General features: G+C 44.8%; 11 protein-coding genes. 7 read left to right on the top strand and 4 right to left on the bottom strand.

All coding sequences use genetic code 11. From position 1 onward, the window contains the following. Positions 1-177: 177 nt before the first annotated feature. Positions 178-2,178, bottom strand: coding sequence for a replication initiator protein RctB domain-containing protein (locus R3289_RS12350; protein WP_318925866.1), 2,001 nt, complete (start codon positions 2,176-2,178; stop codon positions 178-180). A 1,308-nt stretch (positions 2,179-3,486) separates the two neighbouring features. Here R3289_RS12350 and R3289_RS12345 point away from each other — a divergent pair. From R3289_RS12345 to R3289_RS12320, 6 genes are all read left to right on the top strand, one after another. Beyond that, complete coding sequence (locus R3289_RS12345; RefSeq protein ID WP_318925865.1) at positions 3,487-4,701, top strand: AAA family ATPase; 1,215 nt, start codon at positions 3,487-3,489, stop codon at positions 4,699-4,701. Between the two features lie 8 nt (positions 4,702-4,709). Next, a complete protein-coding gene (locus R3289_RS12340; RefSeq protein ID WP_318925864.1) occupies positions 4,710-5,684 on the top strand; it encodes a ParB/RepB/Spo0J family partition protein in 975 nt (324 codons plus the stop codon). A 135-nt stretch (positions 5,685-5,819) separates the two neighbouring features. Continuing rightward, positions 5,820-8,045 (top strand): tRNA(Met) cytidine acetyltransferase TmcA, encoded by a 2,226-nt coding sequence (locus tag R3289_RS12335; protein WP_318925863.1) that lies wholly within the window; start codon positions 5,820-5,822, stop codon positions 8,043-8,045. An 18-nt stretch (positions 8,046-8,063) separates the two neighbouring features. After that, positions 8,064-8,804: a phosphatase gene (locus R3289_RS12330; protein WP_318925861.1), complete on the top strand. Its 741-nt coding sequence runs from the start codon at positions 8,064-8,066 to the stop codon at positions 8,802-8,804. 340 nt (positions 8,805-9,144) lie between these two features. Beyond that, entirely contained in the window at positions 9,145-9,537 is a 393-nt protein-coding gene (locus R3289_RS12325; RefSeq protein WP_318925859.1) for a hypothetical protein, read from the top strand. Between the two features lie 511 nt (positions 9,538-10,048). Beyond that, entirely contained in the window at positions 10,049-11,707 is a 1,659-nt protein-coding gene (locus R3289_RS12320) for a FapA family protein (RefSeq protein WP_318925858.1), read from the top strand. A 241-nt stretch (positions 11,708-11,948) separates the two neighbouring features. Here the strand turns inward: R3289_RS12320 and R3289_RS12315 are convergent, their stop codons facing one another. After that, positions 11,949-13,301 (bottom strand): sigma-54 dependent transcriptional regulator, encoded by a 1,353-nt coding sequence (locus R3289_RS12315; protein ID WP_318925856.1) that lies wholly within the window; start codon positions 13,299-13,301, stop codon positions 11,949-11,951. Next, complete coding sequence (locus tag R3289_RS12310) at positions 13,301-15,115, bottom strand: ATP-binding protein (protein ID WP_318925854.1); 1,815 nt, start codon at positions 15,113-15,115, stop codon at positions 13,301-13,303. Before R3289_RS12310 ends, R3289_RS12315 begins: the two co-directional genes overlap by 1 nt. Before the next feature lie 245 nt (positions 15,116-15,360). Between R3289_RS12310 and pdxH the strand changes: the two genes are divergently transcribed. Beyond that, a complete protein-coding gene (gene pdxH, locus R3289_RS12305; RefSeq protein WP_318925852.1) occupies positions 15,361-15,996 on the top strand; it encodes a pyridoxamine 5'-phosphate oxidase in 636 nt (211 codons plus the stop codon). A gap of 94 nt (positions 15,997-16,090) precedes the next feature. Here the strand turns inward: pdxH and R3289_RS12300 are convergent, their stop codons facing one another. Further along, complete coding sequence (locus R3289_RS12300; RefSeq protein ID WP_318925851.1) at positions 16,091-16,261, bottom strand: addiction module component; 171 nt, start codon at positions 16,259-16,261, stop codon at positions 16,091-16,093. Positions 16,262-16,491: the final 230 nt, after the last annotated feature.

Genomic DNA, 16,491 nt, shown 5'->3' with positions numbered 1-16,491 from the left:
AAAGAAGGAAGCTTTCAGCGGTAATTAAAATGATTTGAGGGACATTGAGAATAGTTAATCAGAAGGTAGATAAAAAAGGAGAAACAGATCGTTTTCTCCTTTCTTTTATTTGTTACACGTAATAGCCAATAAATTTACACTGTAAACAGCACCCAATGATTCACACTCAGGTGCTGTTTAGATACCCCGTGCCACATCATCCAGCGCAGATAAGACCTGTTCATTGATGTGACCTTCGTGGACCAGTTTGCATACCTTACGCCGTACGGCAAGCCCGGAGATCAGACGCTCGATCGACAAATGACGATCATCTTGTTTGCTGTTGTATAACTCAACGGTTTTACTCAGTGTTTCATAGGGGACAACTTCACCGGCGACATGGAGCCAATCAAGCTTCTCTAAGAAGCAGTGGCACTCTTCTGTGATTGCGGTGACTGAGTGCCCGGTCATAGCCGATAAGGCCGTTATACTGCGTTGCAGCGCTTCTGACGATGTATATTTAGATAAGACAATCGTCAACTCATCGGCATTAATCTCAACTAAGTGTTTTCTCAACTTGACCCGCCGGCCTAAACGTCCCTTAGGGCGGCCTTCCTTTCGCTGAATAGGCTCAAACTCACCATCAATGATTGCGGAAAGCTGATCAAGCTGCTGTTTAGGCATGATCTCGTTACGTAACGGGTTTGGCATGGTCGGGGCCATGTTCCGCTTACCTTCGTTAGTGGTTTTTGCCCGGGAGTATCGGATCACTTCATCAGCATCGCATTTGATGTCGATTTGATAATCGCAGTAACGCTTATTGATATCTTCCGGCGTGATCGTCAGATGGTAACCCCAAAGATTAACGGCAAAAATATCATCGGTGATCTTATCTTCCGCCAACTTACGCAGCTCGCGAATTAAATCAGATGAAAAACGGCGCCATTCAATATTTCGCCCGAGTTTCTGATTCAGCTCGCTCAACAACATCGAATCGTTTACCCGCCGCGACATACGAGTCCGGAAGAAAGTGTAGAGCTGGAACACTAACGAATGCTGACGCAGGATCTCAGGCGGAAACAGGAAGAAATAATCACGGGTTAACAGTTCATCGAAGAATGACGGTTCCCAAACCAGAATATACAAGTTTGGTTTGATCCGGATCTCTCCGTCATCCCCTTCCTGAGGGGCTTCTTCGGAGGCGGTAATGGTCCGGGCCAGAAAACGGAAACGATCACTTTTAAAACCTTCCGGCATATTTTCACTTAACCAGCGACCGGTTAATTCGTGCAGCTGAAAATCAGTAAATTCGATTCGGTCAATACTCTCACGGATCGAATCACGAGCCGGGCCGCTGTCTTTTTTACCACGCAAAGCCAGAATATCCGTGATATAAACCGGGGTTTTGTTGCCCATCGTGCGCGACTGGATCTCATAATCCGACAGATGATGATCGTGATACTGAACAGTGAGGGTAAACAGGGCAAACAGGGTCATCAGATCATCAACGGTCATGATCGATTTCGACGATCGTGTTTCGATGATCGCTTTAGAACCACTGATCGCAACCATTGCCTTCTGATAGCTTTTTTTCGTCCGTGGCGGCGCCAATGCCTGATCAATGATCCCGGCCCAACTGGTTGGCGACACCACAATCTGATCAGCCTCATCTGGCATGCTCGGGGGAGTACCCAAGCCATATTCGTTAAGCAGGCGGCGATTAACATGATTTTGTGCCAAAGCCTTCGAACGTTTCTGCTTGTCTTTTTCCTTGCTCTGCTCTGAAAGCAGGCTACCCGTACCTAGCTGAGAAACGAGTAACGCAGGATTGATAAAATGATGCAGCATGGTCTTACCCGCCAGGCCTTCTTCAAACCGGACTGGCTGCTGACTAAATAAACCGACTGTCACAGCCGCTCTCAGCCGTTGTTGGATAGCAGCACGGGTAAGTTGACCTTCTGTCGCTTCGACCAGCTCTGTGGTTGATACGATGCCATCCTGAGTCGATAATCCCCGTAGTGAGATCAGATTCAGCAATTCAATAACACTTCTGGTTACGCCTTTGAAGTGCTGGTACTGAGGTAACCAGTCCACGAGTGTTGGTGGGATCGCAAACAAGTGCCCGTCTTTGTGGGATCTTGGTGCTGGAATGAGGATTTTCTCGATATTGTTTTTATTGCTAGGTCGAGCCGATTTCATTTGCCATTAGCCGTAGAAGCATCATCTTTCCGAAAGATTAATCGAAAAAGATCAATAAATAAAGATCTTTTTATTTAAAGATTTAAATACTGATCTTTATGATTATTAGTGATCTATATGATGTAGTGATCTAATGATCCGGGCGGAAATATGAGTGTAAGATTATGATTTTAAAGACTCTTTATTTTACCCCAAAGGGAACGATGATCATAGTGCGTTCGGAACGCTGATCAACATCAACGTGAAAGCATGATCATACAGGGTCTGGAAACATGATCATTAACTCTCCGAAACAATGATCAATAACAGTCTGTAACGATGATCAAGAAACGTTTACAGCTTATCCACTGAGTTATCCACATCTCCGGGTGCTATTTTTTGAATTCAGCTACCCAGCGGATGTTTTTGGCCCGGAAGAATGATCATAGACGGGTCTTTTCATTATCTTTTACGTTTTTTTCTCGGCGTGCTGTATTTTTAAGCAAAATTGAAATGACATCAACCGTAGCTAAGTGTTTTTTATTCATGTGTCCGTTGCCGGAGCGATGATCATGGCCCATATTGCGTATTTCAATATGATGAAGGGCTCTGCCTTTGTCGGTTCTCGTCGTGATGTGTGGTGTTAATTGGTCTGATTAAGCCAGATACAATCTACATTCGCCGTAAACTAGCGGCTATTTAACATGCTTCCGAACAAGATCATAGGATCGACAAAGTGATGCCCTCCTTCTTGATCATTTTTCCGATCTTTTCTGGCGTCTGTCGACGGTTATTCTATTCGTAGACTGGGTCATTGCTCTCTTGATCATAGTTTCAGACAACGGAGTAAATTACGGAACAATGATCAAGTTGGTTTGGATGAATTTTGTTCAGGTGACTCCCATCAGGATCTGACGTCACTGGTTTAAGTGTAATGAACTGATTTCAGCCTGATTTCTTTCTTAGTGCTCGACTTTAATGAGGATCAGCCAGTTGTGATCCTCAGTATTAAGTGTTTTCTGATTCAAATGACAACAGCCGTAACTTATCGTGCTTTTTTCACGCTTCCGGAGTGATCTGGTGTATTTCAGTAGCTCAGTTCAATTTACATTGTAAAACAGTGACGCCGTAACAGTTTAAATGTGTTGCAGTTTGCGTGGCTCAATTGAACACAAAGTAAAACGGAACGTCACGAGAATAAGTATGTTTTGCGTCATTGTCCTGTTTTTTACTTGCGGTTAACATCACATCAAGATGTTCAGCTTTTTATTGTTAATTGTTGATTTTGTTGTACAATAGGGCCATCAATAATCATGGCGAACAATAATAATGAATAGGGAACAGACAATTCAAAATTTGCTCAACATTGCAGAGCAGACTAAACAAGTACAAGCTGACCGTATCGAAATCGTATTAGAAGAGCGTCGTGATGAACATTTCCCACCAATGTCAAAAGCATTGATGGAAACTCGTTCAGGTTTGACGCGTCGTAAATTGGATGATGCTATTTCTCGTATGGAAGCAACGGGCCATCAATTTACAAAAAATAATGCCAACCATTATTCTATTACGCTAGATGAAGCACATAAATTGATGAAGGCGGCGAAAAAGCCAGCCTTTTTTGAGCGTGAAGGCGCTGGCCGTAAGCCATGGATTGTTAATGTCCAGAACCAAAAAGGCGGCACCGGGAAATCTATGACGGCGGTACATCTGGCGGCATGTTTGGCGCTTGATCTCGATAAACGTTATCGTATCTGCCTCATTGACCTCGATCCACAAGGCTCTCTGCGTTTATTCCTTAACCCGCTGATCAGTGTGGGTGAGCAAGACACCATTTATTCAGCTGTCGATGTCATGCTGGGAAATGTGCCGGAAGGTGAGGAAATGAATAAAGATTTCCTGATGAATAACGTTGTGATGCCAACCCAGTATCCTAATTTGAAAACCATTGCTGCTTTCCCTGAAGACGCGATGTTTAATGCTGATGCATGGCAAGATTTAGCTGTTAACCAAGATCTGGATATCGTCCGTCTGCTTAAAGAGCGGATGATTGACCCCATTGCCGACGAGTTTGATGTCATCATGATCGATACGGGTCCGCATATAGATCCGCTGGTCTGGAACGCGATGTATGCTTCAAATGCGCTGCTGATTCCCTGTGCTGCGAAGCGTCTTGACTGGGCTTCAACGGTCAACTTTTTCCAGCATTTACCGACTGTTTATGAAATGTTTCCGGAAGAATGGCACGGACTCGAATTTATTCGTCTGATGCCAACCATGTTCGAAGATGATAATAAGAAGCAAGTTTCTGTACTAACAGAAATGAATTACTTGCTGCAAGAACAGGTCATGATGGCAACCGTTCCACGCAGCAGGGCTTTTGAAACCTGTGCCGACACTTACAGTACTGTCTTTGATCTGACTGCTGCTGATTTTGAAGGAGGCAAGAAAACCTTGTCTACTGCGCAGGATGCCATTCAACGAGTTGGGCTGGAATTAGAGCGAGTGATGCATAGTCACTGGGCCAACTTAAATCAGGAGTAAAAGGACAGATGACAATTAAAACCAAAGATCTCAATGCTCGTCTGTTTGGCAAAGCGGATAAGCGTCGTGCTACCAATGCCGCGGAAGCACAAACGGCAGTACGTGATAAAGCCGCTGTTATTGAGCTTGCGGTTGCCGGCGAAGGTACCGTCGCGTTTGAATTAGTTAAAATTAATGCGGCTGAGGTTAAAGAAAAAACTCAGGTTTTCGCTGAAAATGCCCGTGAGCAAGCTTTTTTAAACGAGCATGCGCTCGCTGATATTCTGACGACGTTGAAAGATCGTGGTCAGCAATATCCTGCAGTGGGACGCTGGCTTGATGATGGCCGAATTGAAGTTCTGGACGGCAGCCGCCGTCGTATGTCATGTATTCTGGCAAGCAAGGACTTCTTAGTTTATGTCGCGAAGGGCATTAATAGTGAACATGCCAAGTTCCTGTCTGATGTTGCGAATGCTCATAAACCACTGTCTTTATATGAACGTGGTAAAGAGATGCAAGAATTGCTGGCCAATGGCAAGGTTGCCGATCAAAAAGAATTAGCCAAATATTGCCAGTGCAGTGAAGCGCTGGTAAGCGGGGCATTGAAAGCGGCCACTTTGCCAATGGAATTGTTGATGGCTTATCCGAGTGTCGGTGAATTAGGCCGTCCGACGATTGTGAAGCTGCATCGTATTTATTTTGGATTGCAAAAGACAGATCAGCAGCAATTGATTGAGCAGCTGACATCGGTTGACAGTCCTTTATGGCAACAGATCAACGTGCAGGGTATTACCCGGATTACCCGTGAAGTAACGATGAAACTTGAGCAAATGGGCGACGCTCTTCAGCCAAAAGTAGTGGTTGAAAAGCTAAAAGCACAGGAGCTGGTTAAAGGGAAAGCGACGTATACCCGTGACGGTGACAAGTTACAATTGAAACTGAAGAAGATGACTGAAAAGCAAGTTGATGAGATCCTTGCTTATCTGAGTGATTTCCTGAAGTAGTTCAATGAATCGAGCTTAATCATTAAACCACGCTTTTTAGCGTGGTTTTTTTATTGGCTGCATCTTGAAGGGATTTGGGTATATGATCGCGGTGTTGTAGTTAAATACCAAATCCATTAAATAATGAGTATCATCATGTCGGAACTTTATCAGTTTGCTTCTCGGTTAGCAGCTCAGGCAAAAGAGGCCAATTGCCGTTATTTAGTGGTGTTAGATGGCGATCTTAACTGGGCGACTAAGGCTAGTCAGATTTTTTTCTCTCACTATCACCGGACGTTCTGGGCTGGCGATAATGCCCCTGAGCACATAGCCTCACTGCCATTGAAAAAAGCAAAAAAGGTGCTGGGACAGGAAACGGATTGTCTGGTGTATAACGCGCATCCTGGTTTTGATGCGGATGCGTTTGGGGCGTTATCCGGCACGGTGACCGGCGGTGGCCTGTTGTTGTTAATGGTTCCGCACGCTTGGTTTGATGAAACACAGGCACAGCTCCCATTCATTCAGCGGTTAGCGCATTTATGCGCACAACCTGACGTCTTGCATCTCCGACAGTCCCCTTTCTTTGCTGATGATCAGTTAAATTGTTCGCTACCACTGCTGCCAATGCCAGGTATTGTAGATGAGGACTATTTTGATGAGACGTTTGGGTGTCTGACCCTGGAGCAAAAAAATGCAGTCGAGGCGATCCGGCGGGTTGTGACCGGACATCGCAAACGACCATTGGTGCTTACGGCTGATCGCGGCCGTGGAAAATCATCGGCACTCGGTATTGCTGCCGCCAGTTTGATGCGCGAGCGAAACATCAAAATTGCCGTCACGTCCCCGGCATTTGCCAATGCCAATACGTTGTTTGCTCAAGCTGCCCGCTCGCTGAATATTCCTTTTCATCAGCAGAAAAATCTCATATATCAACACAGTGAGCTGACGTTTATTGCGCCTGATGCCCTACTATCGAAGAATTCTGCGGCTGACAAGCCAGAAATTGATTTTTTAATTGTCGATGAAGCCGCGGCGATTCCTGCTCCTCTGCTGAATCAGATACTGACTCGATATAACCGGGTTACCTTTGCAACGACTATTCATGGCTATGAAGGCACTGGCCGCGGATTTGCGATTAAGTTTCGTCAACAGCTAGACCAGCATGCACCGCAATGGCGTCAGTACAGTTTATCCCAGCCTATCCGCTGGGCCAGACATGACCCACTTGAAAAATGGGTGTTTCAGGCATTGATGTTAGAAGCCGAGCCCGCCGAAGTTTCTGTTGTGATGGGATCTAGCCAGATACGATATCGGGTGTTATCGACGGCGTCGTTGATTGCTGACCAGCGGCGATTGAGTCAGTTGTTTGGGCTGCTGGTTAATGCCCATTATCAGACGACACCGTCTGATATTAGCCAGCTACTTGACGATCCTGCCATGCACCTTGTTGTTGCTGAGTCCGTGGAGCCAATCAGTGAGCCAGGCTCTGGACATCATTCCGAGACCGAAGAAGATTTGATTATAAGTAATATTGTCGGTTGCTGTTTGCTTTCTTTTGAAGGTGGATTTGATACCCAGTTTGCTGAACAGATCATGTTGGGAAAACGTCGTCCGAAAGGCCATTTATTGGCGCAATCTATTGCAGCACATATTGGGTTAGCTCAAGCAGCCCGTCAACGGTGCGCGCGTATACTCAGAATAGCCGTTCATCCTGACTGCCAGCAATATGGCATCGGTACGGCTTTGTTAGCGCATGTCAGACAATGGGCAGACGTTCAGTCTTTGGATTACTTAGGAACCAGTTTTGGCGTTGCTGGTGAGCTGCTTTCTTTCTGGCAGCAAGCGGGTTATTCGCCGGTTCGGTTAGGGGTCATGAAAGATGCCGCCAGTGGTGCACATTCGCTGTTAGCTGTATTACCCTTATCTGAAGATTCATTGTCTTGGTTCGATACCGCTGTTGCTTTATTTGCTGCCAATTTTTTAGTTCAGCGCGTCGAACAATTTCGGATGCTAGATGCATCCATTTTTGTTCCTCTCTATCAATACTCTCTTTGCCACAGTGTCACCGACCTGCGCGCAGTTGCTTGCTGCCATAATGAACCGCGTGGGGATGTTGTCTTATCCCCTATGGTAAGGTTACAGTTAGTAAGTTATATACGCGGAGGTTTGGGCTACGATCTGGCAGTTGCGAGCCTGGAAGCATGGCTTAGCGAGTTTCTTTGCCAGCCTTCATTGCAGTTAAATGCAGCCACCGAAATGGCTGTGGCAAAAGTGTTGCAAAAGCAAAGTTGGGAATTGATCGTACAGCGTTTTGGCTTTGCGAGCCGCAAAAGTGCGGAGCAAGCATTACGGGATCTCGTTGCTCAATCATATCAGTGTTAATCGTGGGAATAAGATATTATGCAGTTTTTGGTTGATACACATACCCATACTATTTCAAGCGGTCATGCTTATAGTACGGTTTTAGAAAATGCACAGGCCGCTTCACAGAAAGGTCTGGCGTTGTTTTGCGTGACAGACCACGCGCCAACCATGCCCGGCGCACCGCATTTTTGGCATTTTGCCAATCAGCGAGTATTACCTCGCTTTCTTCATGGCGTCGGAATCTTGCGCGGTGTTGAGGCGAATCTTATCAATGTTGATGGTGAGATCGATCTTGACCCGCGAATTACCGATCAGCTCGATTGGGTGATTGGCAGCTTACATGAGCCCGTTTTTCGTCCGGCTGATAAACATACCCACACTCAGGCTTTGCTCAAGATGATTGCGTCAGGGCGAGTTGATGCGATTGGTCATCTTGGCAATCCCAATTTTGATTTTGATTTTGAAGCTGTCATCACTTCAGCGGCAAAACATAATGTGTTGATTGAGATAAATAACTCGTCACTTTGTGGTTCTCGTCAAGGAAGCGAGCTGCGTTGTGAAGATATTGCCGCTTTTGTCAAAGAGATGGGAGGCAGAATTACCACGGGCTCGGATGCACATTTTGCTGATGATGTTGGTAACTTCACCCATGTACGCCATTTGCTTAAAAAAGTGAACTTTCCGTTGGAACGTGTAGTGACGCATCATCCCAAGTGTTTTCTAGACTTCCTTCAAGAGCGTGGCCAACACGCCATTGCTGAGTTTTTTGATTTGTAATGTCTTCCTCCTTTCCTCTCTTATTTACAGTGTAAATCAGGAATCCTACTGTTTGGTTTACACTGTAAATCCTTCTTTTCTCGTAAAGACACTTGTTTCGTCGAGTGGTTATAACAAAATACGACAATTTAAAGCGAGCGGAATTATCAACACTGGATTTCACCTATTTTGAGATTTTAGTCTAGAGTTAAAAGTCTTAGGCATTATCTATTTTATGGTGTTCATTTTATTCGGATTTAATCTGAATTGTCATGTTAGCGGCAGTTTGACCGAACAATATCATTCTTGCTTGATCGGTGTTATTGAGGCAAAAAATAAATGAACGTCATGAGGGGGGGTTATGAGCTTAGTAAAAGTCCAAAGCCAAGCGCTAAAGCGGTTGTTTGAACCAGTTCATTCTTTTCGTACCAACCTGACTTATACACTGAATAACGGTGGTCTGGCCGCACGTATTCGTAAGCATGAAATCTATACCGACTCTAATCTCCATGATGTCGGAGCCAGGATCTCTGTTGTTCGGTTAAGTAAAAACAGTATGATTCTAGAGTCTGCAACTGCGATGGATACCAATGCTTCTTATGAATTGAGCCTGCAAGGGATCCCGCTTCTTGATGGTTACCTCACCGAGCGGAGCTCGAGTACTGCTAGCGGTGGTTTGTTTCGCTACGAGTTCCATCAAAATAATTGGTTGACAGACAAAGAACTGATGTTTTTGGTCTCTGACATCATTTAAAAAAAATGCCCCGAGTGTCGGGGCATTAAAAAGGACTGACCTGCTGTTAAAATCGGGGGGAAGAACAGCAAGCTTTATTCAGAGGTCCTAGATTGTTAACTTTTGTATAGCGATTATTGTGCCAAGAGTAACAGCTAACCTATTTGATTATTTATATTATGTATTTCAATGGATTACGTAGCTTCATAATTCAGATACAACTATGATATAAAAATAAACGAGTAGATAGTCACCCAACGTTAAAATCATTAGGGGGGATTTCCACCCGTTTTTGTTGTGTTTGCTGTCAATTTTTAGAATAATCATATGCCATCAAGTCTTTATCCATGCCTGTACGACGATATTGAGAATATCGTTAATTAAATCATCCCGTCTCTATCTGAAGTGTGAACTCACTTCTACATCAAGTGCTCAACTATAGGTTAAAATGATGGTATATTTCACCAAATATCATTGCCTTACATTACCGCCCTGATGGTTAAAATTCGCACTAGAGTGAAGGAGTTTCTCTATGTCGCAACAGCTTCTGCAGCTGTCTCAAGATGGTCACAGTATTTCTATCCTTGTCCGACCACAGCAAGGCTCAGAGATGGAAATCAAACGCGTCGATATTTATGCTGCTATTGCTGATCATCAGGCAAGTCATTTCTTTTTGTTTGAGAATGCGATTGAATCTGCGTTGGAGATCTTAAATTCACCGGTATCAGATGACACAACCATTGAGCCGACAAGTCTGCTTATTGCTGAAAAAAGAGATGCGATGCTTTTGGTAAAAACCGAAGCGGATTTAATGACGGCCTCAATTACCGTTGTCGGTGCTTATGGCGGTGAACCTGTGGCCGGTAATACTCTTGTGAAGGCACTGAAAGAACATCACATCATTAAAGGTATTCGAAAGAATCAATTACAGGAACTTTTATCTACAGCTCACGAGTTGGAGCCTGGCGAGAAGTTTACCTTACCTGTTGCTTTTGGCCGACTTCCGGAGAACGGTCTTGATAGTCAGTTTGAGCCTTTAGTTGAAGATGCCAGTCATCGTGTGTTACAGCCGCAGGCAACAGATGATGGCCGCGTAGATATGCGGAATTTGGGTGAGATGGTAACAGTGAAAGCGAGCGAGGCCATTATGCGCCGTATTCCCGCAACGCAAGGGGTGTCCGGCTTTAATGTTATTGGCAACGAACTTGCGGCTGTACCGGGTAAAGAGATCACTTTTGATGTCGGTGAAGGTACTGAAATCAGTGACACTAATGAAAATCTACTGGTCGCGTCAAAAGCCGGTATGCCGATCATCAAAGGTAATGGGATGCAAGTTGATGATGCATTGATCCTCAAAGGTGTCAATGTCAATACTGGCCATGTTAATTTTGATGGTTGTGTGGTGATTAATGGCGACGTTATGCCTGGCATGAAGGTAATCGCGACAGGCAGTATTACGATCACCGGCGTGGTTGAGTTAGCAGAACTCAGGGCTGGCGGTGACATTGTGGTTGCTGACGGGCTGATCGGCAGGCAACAGCAGAAAGATAAGGACCTAACCTGTTATATTAAGTCGGGTGGAAAAGTTTCCGCCAAGTTTGCTCAGTATGTTGAGATAGATGCGGGACAAGATGTGGCCTTTTCGCTCCATGCACTTCATTGTCAGATCCGGACACAAGGTGAAGTGATTGTTTGCGATTCGTCAAAACGGCACGGTACATTAAGCGGCGGTACTATTCATGCTGGTTACAGTGTTAAAGCCGTTAATATCGGCGCTACGGCCGGAACACAAACTGAAATTACGGCTTTCAATAATTACCATGTCTTGCGTCGGCAGTTGGCTGATACATATAAGTCTCTTGAGCATCACCGAGAAAAAATGGAAAAAATTCATGTCGCTCAGCAGAAACTGTTGAAAATCCCACAATCTAAGCGCCCGGCAGAATTAGTGCAGAAAGTGATTGATACGCGTACCCGACATATAGAGAAAATTAAATCGCTAAAAGCGCATTATACTTGCTTAAAGAGTGAATATGATGAATTGCGCAGGGCTGTATCAATTACAGCGTTTAACCATCTGTATACGGGTGTGAACTGTCGACTTGAAAAATTAGTCATGAATGTGAGTCAGGAGCATGGTCCGTGTAAGATCATCTACAAAGAACAGCTCCTTGAGTTATCGCCTTTATAACCAGCCTCGCAGGATTTACAGTGTAAATAAGGTGAGGCATGCTCCATTGTTGATGTTAGATTTACACTGTAAATAGCCTTCTTGCTGGCATTTTTTGATTTGATTAACTAAATCGCTGCATGTTGGCGGAACACTTCATTTAGATATTTTCGTCTATAAGGCATGGCGGCCTTGCCGACAAGCTTTGCGCTTTGATTGCACCAGTCCCGTTAACATGAAGGCCATTAACAGGCACTAGCCGTTAGAGAGTTATCTTGAAATCGTCTTTATCAATACCGTGCTTTTTCATTTTGTCGTACAGGGTCTTACGCGCGAGTCCAAGCTCTTCCTGAACTTCTTTTAAACGGCCATTATGACGCTTTAGTGCATCACAGAGTAACGTAAACTCAAATTGATGGAGTCGATCTGTCAGCGTTAGGGTAAGCGGATCATCACTGATTTGACCATCATCATTTAAGCCAGAAGTCTCGCCCATCAAGACCAGGCGTTCAGCCAAGTTGCGTAACTCTCTTACATTTCCAGGCCAATCGTGTTCAAGTAATTTTTGTTGTTGTTCCAAACTAATCGTAGGCGGCTCGATGCCATAGCGAGTTGTGGCTGAACGACTAAAGTTCTGAAACAGCATCGGGATGTCATCTTTGCGATCCCGTAATGGCGGAATGTCAACACTGACAACATTCAGGCGATAGTAAAGATCTTGGCGAAACTCACCGCGCTCGCCCATCAGTCTTAGGTCCTGTTTTGTTGCCGCGATAATTCGAATATCGAGATCGATAGCCTGGTTGGTGCCTAGGGGTTCAACCTTACGCTCTTCCAGTACTCGCAAGAGTTTTATTTGCAACAGCATTGGCATTGATTCTATTTCGTCCAAAAACAGCGTTCCGCCATTGGCATAAGCTATTTTACCGACCCGCTTTTTCTGAGCGCCGGTAAATGCCCCTGATTCATAACCAAATAACTCGCTTTCAATCATGGTTTCAGGAATAGCGCCACAGTTAATGGCAACAAAAGGTTTATTCTGGCGAATACTGTGATCGTGCAAGAAGCGTGCGACGAGCTCTTTACCGGTTCCCGTTTCACCATGGATCATCACGTCAGCAGGCGTGTCTTTAATGTGCGTCAGGATCCGTCTTAATTGTTTTATTTTAGGGTTATTACCAAGAATACGAGGACCGGGTCCACTTTGCGCTTCCAGTTCGCGTCTTAATTCGCGATTTTCAAGTACCAATTCACGCTTATCGCCTGCTCGTTTAACAACATCAAGTAAGTTATCTGTCGAGAATGGTTTTTCCAGAAAATCATAGGCACCGTTTCGCATAGCATCAACAGCCGTCGAAATATCCCCATGACCGGTCAGTAAAATGACCGACAGTTCGGGATCGATAGCCAGCGCACGCTTTAAAAAGCTGATCCCATCAATACCGGGCATATTGATATCGGAGATGATAACACCGCCAAAGTGGCTCTCCAGCATCTCTAAAGCCGGTTTGGCACTGGCAAAGAGTGTTACGTCGTAGTCTTCAAGTTCTAATGTTTGCCCCAATGCATCGCGGATTGGCTTCTCATCGTCAATAAAAATTACTTGCTTGTTCATTACACATCCTCGGTACAGCGGGGCAGAGTAATAACAAATTCTGCGCCACCACTATAATGATCCTCAATAGTCAGGTTACCGGAGAAGGAATCTATGATCCTTCTTGAAATGGTTAGCCCTAGCCCTAGCCCCTCTTTTTTAGTCGTAAAGAAAGGGGTGAAAATACGTTTTTTCTGATCATCATCCAAGCCCGGGCCATTATCCCAGATCCGTATTTCGACCACCTCCGCGAACGGTTTTAACTGGACACCAATTTGGGGAGAGCTTGTACCGCCAAGAGCCTGAATGGCGTTGTGCAGCACATTGACCAGTACCTGTTCAAATTGAACCGCATCGGCGCGAACCAGCAGATCGGGAGGCAGCTCACCAAGGCGTAAGATCACGCCTTGCTTAATTAATTTATTACGTAGCAGGCTGACAGCAGAGCGAATAGAGTCGGCGGCCACCGTACGGTTGTTGTTCTCGGTTGTCTTCCGGGCAAAGACTTTGAACCGCGAGATAATGTCCGACACCATCAGATTCAGATTGATGATCTCGTCAATATTACCGGCGACAGCTTCATAACGATTTTTTTGCAACAGTTTCCGGGTATTTTCCGCGTAAGTCCGCATCGCTGCAAGAGGCTGATTAATCTCATGATTAATGCTTGCTGACAGCTCTCCGAGCAATGCAAGTTTGGCCGCTTGGACCAGTTCGCTCTGTGTCTGTTTCAATTCCGCCTGGCTGTGTTCGTATTGCTCAATGGTATCGCGCAACTGCTGGTTGGTTTCCATCAAATTATGGGTACGTTCAGTCACCAGCTGTTCAAGCTTATCATTGAGCTGGGCCAGTTCTTTTTTGGTTGTGAAAGTCTGAAACCAGGACATAACAGCTAGACAAAGCAGCATGTAAAAGACTGTGAAGGCGAACAGTGCCTGAACCACATATCGATACGCGGCGTTAATCGGGTTAAAGCCATAAATAGTCCATCCCGCTTGTTCCATATTGTGGCTGGCTAACAGAAAGGCTTCGCTTTGATTGACTCCGGGAATGGTGATATTGCTGATTTCCTGCTGATTAAATTCAGTCAGGAGAGGTAAATTACTTAACGGCTCCAGCCTTGTCTGGCCGTATTGACGCGAAGAGAATACCTGTTGCTTTTGTTCATCGGTAAGCACAACCAGAGATCGGTATAGCCAACTGTCTTCTGAGCTGTAGAAAATCACGCCGAGGTGATCGGTAATGGCATATTCGATTTGATCGTATTGCCAGATATCTTCAACCAAAGACAGATCAACTTTTATCACCAGAACCCCAATGATCTGCTGTTGTTGGTAGATCGGGGCGGAAAAGTAATAACCGCGCTTATCTGAGCGGACACCCAAAGCAAAGTACTGGCCGAGTTTGCCACGCATTGCATCTTGAAAATAAGGACGATAAGCATAATTCTGCCCGACAAAGCTGCTTTTATTTTGCCAGTTACTGGCCGCCAGCGTATCACCGCTGCGGTTGATTAAATAAATCGTATCGGCATTCAATTTATTTGCCCATTCCTGCAACAGCAAACTGATTTGCTGGTCGTGGGCAACAACAGCAGCATGGGGGGGATTATCAGCCATGAGTGGCGAAATCAGACGTGGGTCATTGGCTAAAACTTCCGGTAATTTGCTATATCGTGATAGCTGGGCATCGAGCTTCTCACCGAGTTGACTGACATCGTTAGTAATTCTTTCTGATAAATGCTGTTTAACTTGCTGGTAGGTAATATTGGCGATGAGCGCGGCCAGGATCAGGCCGAGAAAAATAATAAGGCTGGAAAATTTGTTTTTTTGCACAGGATCATTCCGATCATTTTTAGTAGTGCAAAATAGCAAATTTCGCGATGCCAAAACACGAACTGGCTTGCAGAGCTTTGATGTTTTCGACCTCCGGAAGCAAAAAATGGCTCAGAAAGATATAAGTGGCGTTACTGAGTATGTGTTATACCCAAACAACTTTAATGTGCTTGTTTTTCCTATTGGCAAAGCGCACAATTTCTTAAAATGCCATATCGGCTCAAGTTTAATAAGCGGAGATAACAATGGAATTGTCTGATATTCGTCGTGAGTACACGAAAGGTGGATTACGTCGCCATGATTTACCAGATGAGCCACTGTCTTTATTTGCAAAATGGTTAAAACAAGCAATTGATGCGAAAATTACTGATCCTACCGCGATGACTGTCGCGACAGTGGATGAAAACGGACAACCTTTTCAGCGTATTGTTTTACTGAAACACTTTGATCAAGACGGTTTTGTGTTTTATACCAATTTGGGTAGCCGCAAAGCCCTGCATCTGAGCCACAATGCTAAGATCAGTCTGCATTTCCCGTGGCATCCTATTGAGCGTCAGGTGCATGTGACCGGAGAAGCACAAAAGCTGTCGACACTTGAAGTAATGAAGTACTTTTCATCACGTCCGAAAGAAAGCCAGATTGCGGCATGGGCAAGCAAGCAGAGCAGCCGAATTTCAGCGCGTCAGGCCCTGGAAGGGAAGTTTATGGAGCTGAAACAAAAATTTGCTAAGGGTGATGTGCCTGTTCCGACATTCTGGGGCGGATATCGTGTGAAAATCAATTCGATAGAGTTCTGGCAGGGGGGAGAGCACCGCCTTCATGACCGTTTCTTATATTCTAAAGATGCATCAGAATGGACAATTGAACGATTAGCGCCTTAGTGGTTTGGTTCTAAATAAAAAGTGTAGCTGTTATGTCGCTACACTTTTTTTATGCAATTATCGTATCGCTGTGATTTTATTATACGGACATCTTTTATAAGACGGCTTCATTGGAAGTAACAATGCTTACTCCCTCTGGATGGCGTACCGTCAGCGCTTTTTCTGCATCTCGAATGGAGTTAATCTCATTACTTGCCATTATTTCGTATTTAAACGGAATATTAAAGTGTGGATGTACAACGTAAGTGATAGTGAATTGTTTCATATCTTCTGCCAAAGTGGTTCTGGTACATAACCTGACTGGTTACGACTGACAGCCATGTTTCATCATGGCTAAATACATTCGCAGCGATTGTATAAATAAACAACGAGCTAAAATTTGATCTGAAAAATGATTTTCTGAACAAATGGTTTCAAAAAGTAAAACTCATTCTGCAGAAAAGAGACACTGCTGGTTATTGTTGACGCTAGACCAACCTCATAACGCGAGATTCT

The organism is Photobacterium sp. (assembly GCF_033720175.1).
Lineage (GTDB): Bacteria > Pseudomonadota > Gammaproteobacteria > Enterobacterales > Vibrionaceae > Photobacterium.
The sequence above is the reverse complement of the archived record's forward strand: the minus strand, read 5'-3'. Positions and strand labels throughout refer to the sequence as shown.

What these genes read in the sequence shown, in the direction of transcription:
- R3289_RS12335 (WP_318925863.1), top strand. Translation starts at nt 5,820, where the DNA reads ATGTCGGAACTTTATCAGTTTGCTTCTCGGTTAGCAGCTCAGGCAAAA.
- R3289_RS12350 (WP_318925866.1), bottom strand. Translation starts at nt 2,178, where the DNA reads ATGAAATCGGCTCGACCTAGCAATAAAAACAATATCGAGAAAATCCTC.
- R3289_RS12340 (WP_318925864.1), top strand. Translation starts at nt 4,710, where the DNA reads ATGACAATTAAAACCAAAGATCTCAATGCTCGTCTGTTTGGCAAAGCG.
- R3289_RS12330 (WP_318925861.1), top strand. Translation starts at nt 8,064, where the DNA reads ATGCAGTTTTTGGTTGATACACATACCCATACTATTTCAAGCGGTCAT.
- R3289_RS12300 (WP_318925851.1), bottom strand. Translation starts at nt 16,261, where the DNA reads ATGAAACAATTCACTATCACTTACGTTGTACATCCACACTTTAATATT.
- R3289_RS12315 (WP_318925856.1), bottom strand. Translation starts at nt 13,301, where the DNA reads ATGAACAAGCAAGTAATTTTTATTGACGATGAGAAGCCAATCCGCGAT.
- pdxH (WP_318925852.1), top strand. Translation starts at nt 15,361, where the DNA reads ATGGAATTGTCTGATATTCGTCGTGAGTACACGAAAGGTGGATTACGT.
- R3289_RS12320 (WP_318925858.1), top strand. Translation starts at nt 10,049, where the DNA reads ATGTCGCAACAGCTTCTGCAGCTGTCTCAAGATGGTCACAGTATTTCT.
- R3289_RS12325 (WP_318925859.1), top strand. Translation starts at nt 9,145, where the DNA reads ATGAGCTTAGTAAAAGTCCAAAGCCAAGCGCTAAAGCGGTTGTTTGAA.
- R3289_RS12345 (WP_318925865.1), top strand. Translation starts at nt 3,487, where the DNA reads ATGAATAGGGAACAGACAATTCAAAATTTGCTCAACATTGCAGAGCAG.